Here is a 6,940-nt window from a genome sequence, read left to right as displayed (position 1 = left end):
AGTCTACTGTGAGGGCAGTACGTTCATATAAGAAATAATAGTAAACGGTATATATCAATTGGAAAATAATATAAGGTAAAATTAATTTTTTTGTAATTTTAGCTAAATACCCTTTTTGATAAAAACCTTTTGCAAAGAACCCTGAAACAAGGATAAAAGCAGGCATGTGAAAGGAATAAATGGTTTTATATAGAGCGTAAATTGTTTCACTGTCGTGTATATACGTATTTAGTAAATGTCCAAAGACGACAAAGGCCATGAGAATGAACTTGGCGTTATCAAAGAAAAAATCACGTTGTTTCATATTTGCCTCCATTAATAAATTTTAAGGTAGCTAGAAAGCATTGTTATTTATATACCCTTAATCSATAGAATTAAATCTCATATTAGTAATTTTATTAAATCATTCTTAAATTAAGCTTAACTCTAAGTATTAGTCGATTCAACATACTATAATTTAAAATAAAGTAAAATTTTGACTTTTGGTAGGTAATATGATTTTACTGATTTTTGAAAATACCGAGGAGATTTAAGATAGTTGTCGAATAAAGTTGGGTAAGTATTGGTCTTTGAATAAGGGGTGTAAATATGAATTTAGGTTATGAGAATGAAACGGGATATAAACAAAAAATTATAAAATTAAATAAACAGATTGAAAGATATAACGAAATTTTCAATTCTATGTTAGAGCCCTATATTAGGGTAGATGAGGAACTAAGGTTCACTTATGTGAATGAGGCAGCTTGTACTCTGTTGGAAACACCGAGAGAGCAGCTGGAGTTACTGAAGTTAACTGATTTTCTTCAGGTCATCCCTTTGACTCAAGAAGAATTCGGCTCACAAAGTAGTAGCGAGGAAAGAGAAAAGAAAATGATTCAGCTTCATACAGGAGCGCTAAAGCAAATTGAATTTTTGCGTATTGGAGCACCTTCCGAAGGACAGCAAATTTATCGTTTGGAGGATGTGACATTGGATGTTTCATCCTCCCGGGAAACATTAATGTCACGGCAGATGTTTTTGGACATTTTTGATACAGCCATTGAGAGCATCGTACTTTTTGATAGCTCTGGAATAATCATAGAAGTGAATCATGCATTTATCCATGTCCTGGGCATTCCGAAAAAGGATATTGTCGGAAAAAATATGACGGATCTCATTTCCCAAAAATATAAGTCATATTGGGAAGAAAGTATTAGAAGAGTCTTCAGTGAGTCGAACTTCAGAGGAGAGGTAGAGATAATAGTTCATGATGAGCCACATCCATTTATTTTTTCACTAAGTTCCACAGTCGGAAATGAATTATATATGTCGGTGTTTCGAAAGCTTACTGAATCGAATTTAATGGAAAAGAAGTTAGAGACGAGCGAAAGGATTTTTGCAGAATTATTTGACCAGTCAATGGATGCGATAATATTTTGGAATGATGACGGAATCATTTTTCGAGTAAATCATTCAGCCTGTAAAATATTTGAGTCTAGTAGGGAAGACTTGATAGGCAGTTATATTTGGAAATATGTCTACAGCAATAATCAACATTTTAATCAGATGATGGATACGTTTGAAAGAGACACCCAGGTCAGGGGTGAACTGATTTATAAAATGCCGAATCATCAAATTAAATTACTTGAATTAACTGCAAAAAAACATGAAGGTGAAGGTTATAATGTGACAATCTTTCGGAATGTCAGCGAGCGATGGCTGATTGAGAAAGAATTACGGGATAGTGAAAAGAAATTCAGGAAAATTTTTGAGGGAACATTAGATGGCTTGATTTTATGGAATGAAAAAGGGTTTACAGACATTAATGAGGCGGGACAGGGAATTTTGGGGATTTCGAAGGATAAACTTCTTTCTTTTACTGTTAAGGAGTTTATTGAAAAAATACCTGGGAATGCAGCTGATCTGAACGCTCATATTGAAAAAGTCTACAAACATGGGGTTTACTCATCTATCATCCCGATAATGTTTGAAAATGGAAGAGTTAAGCATATTGAATTTTTAACTAGAGAAAATTTATATTCGAGCCTGCATTTAACCATTTTTCGTGATGTGAGTAAAAATCTTGAAATGCAGGAGCAAATTCGGAAATCAGATACCTTAAATGTTGTTGGTGAACTGGCTGCAGGGATTGCCCATGAAATTAGGAATCCAATGACGGCTTTAAAAGGATTCATCCAATTGCTTGAGGACGGTGTCAAGGGTGATTTCTCTACATATTTTCATGTTATTACCTCTGAAATTAAGCGGATTGAAACCATAATCACTGAATTTTTGGTGTTGGCAAAGCCTCAAGCACTTAAATTTTTCAAACAAGATGTTCATACAATTCTGAAGGAGACGCTTGAGTTGCTTGCCGCTCAAGCTCTACTGGAAAATATTCAATTTGAGACGAACTTTGAAGAAGAAGAGTTTACTGTTTTCTGCGAAGCAAATCAGCTAAAACAAGTATTTATTAATATTATTAAAAATGCATTGGAAGTCATGCCGGATGGTGGTTCTGTTCGTATTAAGACGAGAAGATTTTCCGAGAAGTACGTTTGTATATCCATTATCGATCAAGGGATGGGAATCTCGACGGAAATGCTGAAAAAGTTGGGTGAACCTTTTTATACGACAAAGGATAGAGGGACAGGGCTGGGACTTATGGTTAGCTATAAAATTATTGAGGAACATAATGGCTATATCGAAGTGGAGAGTAAAGTTGAGAAGGGGACTAGCTTTCATATATATTTACCATTCGAGAGTTAAACAGGAGGATGAAGATAGGTTGCTTGCAATTTGAAGAGTAGAAGATGAATTTTCTTCCCCTATTTTGTTATTTTTTCAGAAAGCATAAGTAAGTCTGAATGTTAAGAAGGAATCCCTCTTCGATGGATTCCTTTTTTGAATTTCATCCCTCAACGCTAATTTCATTGAAATTAACGGAGGACTCAAATTTAGAATCTAATTGAGATTTACAGGTTTAATGTAAAATCCAACGGTTATTGCTTGCCATTTTGTTAATGAAGTTCTATCTTTCCTTGAAGTGAATGAATCTCTTTAAGGCACTCTATTAACTTATTACTTATTGATAATTTCGTTCTAGTTTGCTATGGTGGTAAACTGTCGAAGTATTTTAGCAAGTAACAAAACAGTGAAAATTAAATATGAATAATATTGGCTCAAGGTTCAGAGTTAGCAGTATGTAAATCTATTTAAGACTTAGGATCCTAAATCAAAACAAGTAGATTATGATAAGAAATTCTCGTCATATCATGTCCGCTGAAGGGTCAGGCTTTATCGCAATTTAAGAAGTTTTGTCTTTTTTTGCGAATCTATTTACATATAAGGCATATTTTGTAATACTTCATTATTATAATGTAACTTTAAAAGGGCAGGAGTAGTGAGTGTTGTTATGAATTCTAGGAGTACTACGGAAATTTGTTCTGAAATTCGAATGAAGCGTTGGGAAATGATGGAGTTGGCAAAAATGTATGGGATGAGTCATGAGTATACCCTTCGCCAAAGCGAGCAACTTGATAAACTGATAAATGAGTATTTAATCCTTCAACATCATTCGTCAGTTGAAGTGAGAAATAAACGAGAAGAAATGGTTGTTATTGTACAGAAGCCCTTTAATGATGATTTTACATTTTAAATGGATCTGAATGAAATGACTTTGTAAATTAGAAATGGAAAAAAATAAAGGGGAGTAAACTCTCATATGGTGTATATATTTTTTTTCAATCCTGTTAGTAATGAACTAAGGAAACATAAGAACAAGGATGGAATATATATAAATATTTAAATGCGGAGAGAGAAGTCGGGCAGCTTTGTTTTAAGAGAGTGATGAACGTTGTGATGTGCTGTCTGCTTATATGATTTCAAAAGATTTGATACAAAGATCATTAAAAATAAGGGGATAGTTTATATTTATTTTTCTCTTAGTTTGGACAACTTGCAGAGGAGTGAACAGAGGAAGGCTCTGAGGACATTCTTTGTGTTGCAGGAAAAGTTCAATTTGGTTAAAAAGCTAGAAAAGTTCAATTAGTTGGTAAATTAGAGTGTTAGGTTTATATGTCGGAGTAAGTTAACTCAACAGAGGTACATAGTATTCTTTTATGATTGAGGGGTTCAATAACTATACCACTTTCTAAATATACAGAAAATTATAGGTGGTTACTTGTATGAAGGCAGCTTCATAGGTGTATCTGGCTTAAATGACAACTTTAAAAATATATCATTAGTCTGAGATGCAAAAACTAAAGGCTGACTCATTTTAAAGGGCCAGCCATGAATGCACGAGAATTATAAAATTTCCAATAATATAACCATAAACAATAGGCCGACAATGAAGGAATAGGTGGATGTGCGCTCATTTCCATCCCCATGGCTTTCAGGGATTAATTCTTTATAGACGATGAAAAGCATAGCACCAGCGGCGAAAGCGAGGCCGTATGGAACTAAAAAACCAATGTAAGAAGTTAAATAAAAACCTATTAGGCCTGTGATTATTTCGATGGTACCGGTTAAAGTGGCTATGATGAACGCCGTAAACTTTCCGATTTTTTGATTGATTAAAAACAAGGCGACAAGCAAACCTTCCGGAGCATTTTGCAGACCGATAGCAAAAGCAATTAAATTGCCCGTATCAGCCGCATCTGAGGCGTAACTGACCCCAACAGAGAGACCTTCCGGGATATTATGCAGTGTAATGGCTGTAATGATAAGCAAAGCCTTTTCATCGAATTGAATGCCACTTTTCGTATGACTGAGATCGATATGTGGAATGTTTTTCTCCATAATTGTTAATGTCATGACCCCGAGAAAAACCCCAATAACAAGCTGAATATACCCCCCAGTGGCTAAAGACTCGGGAATCAGGCTCAGTAACGAAGCAGCCATCATAATACCGGCAGTAAATGCCAGAAGCGTGTCTCTAAAGCGATGTGTGATTGAACCTTGAATGAACAAGATGGGTAACGCACCGGCCCCTGTAGACATAGCAGATAGGATGCTGCCTAATAAAATTCCACTCATAAATTTCTCCTTTGTATGGTACTTATCGTTACTTTTGTGTGTTTTCTGAGTGAAACAATAATTTTTTGTATTGAGATGATAAAAATAGGTTCCAGGAAAAACTCATTTGGTAGTACTGTAATTCTTTATGTGTTTTATTCTTCGGCATACCATTTTTTTAGAGTGAGATCAGTTGGTAGCAACAAACTGATGATTCCTAACAAAGGCAAGAATCCTACAAGCTTAATCATGGATGCGATTCCGATGACATCTGCAATTGCCCCCAATGAAACAGATCCTATGGCGCCCATTCCAAATGCTAGGCCGACGGTCAAGCCAGCCATTGTTCCTACTTTGCCTGGAACTAATTCCTGTGCGTAGATTACGGTAACTGAAAAGCTGCTCATAATAATAAATCCCGCGATCAATAATAGGATAAAGGCGGCTGTAGGCGGGACGAATGGCAACAGAGCGGTTAAAGGCGTACTGGCAGCGAAAGAAAAGAAAATCACGTTTTTACGGCCGAACCGGTCAGCAAGAGGTCCGCCAAAAAATGTTCCTACAGCCCCAGCAGCTAAAAAGGCGAATAGGAAGATCTGTGCGGATTTTATCGTGAATAAATGCTGCTCAATTAAATAAAAACTGTAAAAGTTCGTCATGCAAGAGACATACCAGGAACGGGCAAAAATAATGAATAAAATTAAGACCAGAGCTTTGGCCACTTTATGGGAGCGCTCTTTATTAATTACTTTAGCTGCAACCTTTTTCGGCTTGAAGTGCACCAGCTTTTGAGAATACCATTTGGCAATATACAGTAACAGCATAACGGCTGTAAAGGCAACTAAGGCAAACCAAAGTGCACCTTTTTGACCAAATGGAACAAGTACGATGGCAGTAATGAGAGGGGCAAGAGCTTGCCCGCTATTCCCACCAACCTGATAAATTGATTGTGCCAGTCCTCTCCTAGGACCTCCAGCCATGTATGCAACCCTGGAGCCTTCCGGATGGAAAATGGCTGACCCAAAGCCCATTAGAATGACTGCACCAAGGATTATAGTATAGTTTGGTGCAAGTGCGAGAAGGATGACCCCGATTAAAGTGCTGGTCAATCCAATAGGTAATGCATAGGGAAGGGGCTTTTTATCTGTATAAAAGCCAACTGCAGGTTGGAGAAGCGATGAGACGATATTCAAGCAGAATGCAATCATCCCTAGCTGTGTATACGTTAGAGACATTGATTTTTCAAGAATGGGAAACATGGCCGGTACAACGGCCTGAAGGGAATCATTCATTAAATGACATATTCCTATGATAATCATGATCTTCAGTGTCATATCTTTTTTTTGCGGTTCAGGTTTAATTGCTGTGATACTTGCCATATGTATATTTCCTTCTTTCTAAAATAAGAATCCTACATATTTCAATCATTCGTTCGTAAGTGTGCTCTGTATGTATTACACCCTTGTTTAAATCAATTGTTAGTGTTCGTAATGCCCAGCATATGAGAAATAAACTCATAAATGATCGTATTACTCCAAGTTGTCATTTAATATGGGTAAACTAATAATAACTGTTGTACCTTTTAAAGGTTTACTTGTAAGCTCGATCGTTCCATTAAAAAGTTCAATAATTCGCTTGCACACGAAAAGACCTAATCCAGTTCCTTCTTTTTTGGACGTGTAGAATGGCTCGAACACTTTACTGATGTCTTTTTCATTCAGCCCATGCCCAGTGTCGATGATTTCTATTTTTGCCTTTTCATTTTCTCTGTAAATTTGTATGGTTAGCTTTTTGCCAAGCTCCATTGCCTCCAGGCCATTTTTGGTAATATTAAGAATGACTTGTTTGAGTTGGTCCTTTGTACAATAAACCATGATTGGTTCCTTTACGATGTTCCATTCCACCTCAATATTTAAGTAACGTGCTTCGGATTCTATTATTG

6 protein-coding genes are annotated in these 6,940 nt (G+C 36.3%); 2 read left to right on the top strand and 4 right to left on the bottom strand.

Annotated elements, in window-relative coordinates; translation table 11 throughout:
* Positions 1–304 (bottom strand): acyltransferase family protein (locus AC1DUW_RS17865; RefSeq protein WP_477643103.1); only part of this gene is annotated, 304 nt, incomplete at its 3' end.
* Between the two features lie 284 nt (positions 305–588).
* Here AC1DUW_RS17865 and AC1DUW_RS17860 point away from each other — a divergent pair.
* Both AC1DUW_RS17860 and AC1DUW_RS17855 read left to right on the top strand, forming a co-directional pair.
* Positions 589–2,748, top strand: a complete 2,160-nt coding sequence (locus AC1DUW_RS17860) for a PAS domain S-box protein (protein WP_053345124.1) — start codon at positions 589–591, stop codon at positions 2,746–2,748.
* 688 nt (positions 2,749–3,436) lie between these two features.
* Positions 3,437–3,637 (top strand): aspartyl-phosphate phosphatase Spo0E family protein, encoded by a 201-nt coding sequence (locus AC1DUW_RS17855; RefSeq protein WP_244923443.1) that lies wholly within the window; start codon positions 3,437–3,439, stop codon positions 3,635–3,637.
* 650 nt (positions 3,638–4,287) lie between these two features.
* On the opposite strand, the gene AC1DUW_RS17850 is transcribed toward AC1DUW_RS17855, so the two are convergent.
* The 3 genes from AC1DUW_RS17850 to AC1DUW_RS17840 all read right to left on the bottom strand — a co-directional run.
* Positions 4,288–5,019 carry a ZIP family metal transporter gene (locus tag AC1DUW_RS17850; RefSeq protein ID WP_053345126.1) on the bottom strand — a complete coding sequence of 244 codons (732 nt, stop codon included), beginning with the start codon at positions 5,017–5,019 and terminating at the stop codon, positions 4,288–4,290.
* 134 nt (positions 5,020–5,153) lie between these two features.
* Entirely contained in the window at positions 5,154–6,377 is a 1,224-nt protein-coding gene (locus AC1DUW_RS17845; protein WP_053345127.1) for an MFS transporter, read from the bottom strand.
* 150 nt (positions 6,378–6,527) lie between these two features.
* On the bottom strand, positions 6,528–6,940 hold a 413-nt coding region (locus tag AC1DUW_RS17840), incomplete at its 5' end, for a sensor histidine kinase (protein WP_477643102.1).

This window comes from Peribacillus sp. P4_C12 (assembly GCF_056402095.1).
This window is presented reverse-complemented; position numbering and strand designations above follow the sequence as displayed.